Source organism: Halorubrum sp. Ea1 (assembly GCF_002252965.1).
GTDB lineage: Archaea > Halobacteriota > Halobacteria > Halobacteriales > Haloferacaceae > Halorubrum.
This window is the reverse complement of sequence record NZ_NHPG01000049.1, coordinates 1-934: the sequence shown is the minus strand read 5'-3', so window position 1 is coordinate 934 and position 934 is coordinate 1. Positions and strand designations below refer to the sequence as shown.

The window sequence follows — 934 nt, the reverse complement described above, 5'->3', positions numbered from 1 at the left end:
GGCCTTGTTTAGACGCTCGAATTCACGTGGTTCAGGCGGTGAGAGACTGCTCGATGTTTCTGATGGCGGCCTTTAGGACGATCTCTCGAAACTGACCAAACCACGTTCTGGCTTTAATCGTCGAGCCGAATCGCTTGCGCAGCGCGAAAAATATCGATTCGACGATAGATCGTCGATGGTACGTTTCATCATCGATCCGAGCATTGTGAGCGGCATCAAGCGAGTAGAATTCACGGTGCTTGATCACCGGTCTGATGCCTTCTTCACGCAGCATATGACGGAGTTCGTCCCAGTCAAAGCCTTTGTCGGCGACTACAGTTCCTAGCTGTTCGAGATTTCTCGTGAGGACTTGCCACGCGATCTGTGTGTCGTGTGGAAGGTTCTTTGAGCAGTGAACGTCGAGGATTGCTCTCGTCGAGCAATCAACGAGAAGTGTGGTTTTAACCGACTCAAACGTGCCTTTGACACGCTTCGCGTAGTTGTGACTGGACGAACGATGAGCGAGACTGGTGGAGTCGATGGCCTGAATCTCTCCAGTATCAAATAGATTCACCGACAGCCGCAACAGCACTCGCCAGACGCGCATCTTCAGCGCTTGCTTCCGAGCACAAACCGTGGTGAAGTCCGGCAACTCCTCGACCGACAGCCCGATTTTCTCCACGATATCAGGCATTTCACGGAGGATATCGAGGAGTCGGCGGTACGGAAGGTCGAGGTATTCGCGGAGTCCGTGGAGAGTGATGATCACCCAGTCAGCGTAGCCACCTGCTCCTTTCTTGACAGGCTGATTTCCGTCACTCCCGACAGATTTTTGAGACAAAGCCACACATCGGTCGGTGAAGCGGGCGAGTTTCGAAGGCACATCGAACTCTGCTCGCTTCACTTCCTCGAAATCACGCCGTTCAGGCAATATTCTTAGCGTCTAAACACAGCC

Annotated in this window: 1 protein-coding gene; it reads right to left on the bottom strand. The window is 53.0% G+C overall.

The genetic code is table 11. The features are described from left to right. Positions 1–31 precede the first annotated feature (31 nt). Positions 32–862, bottom strand: coding sequence for an IS5 family transposase (locus tag DJ73_RS06755; protein ID WP_094557628.1), 831 nt, complete (start codon positions 860–862; stop codon positions 32–34). Positions 863–934 lie beyond the last annotated feature (72 nt).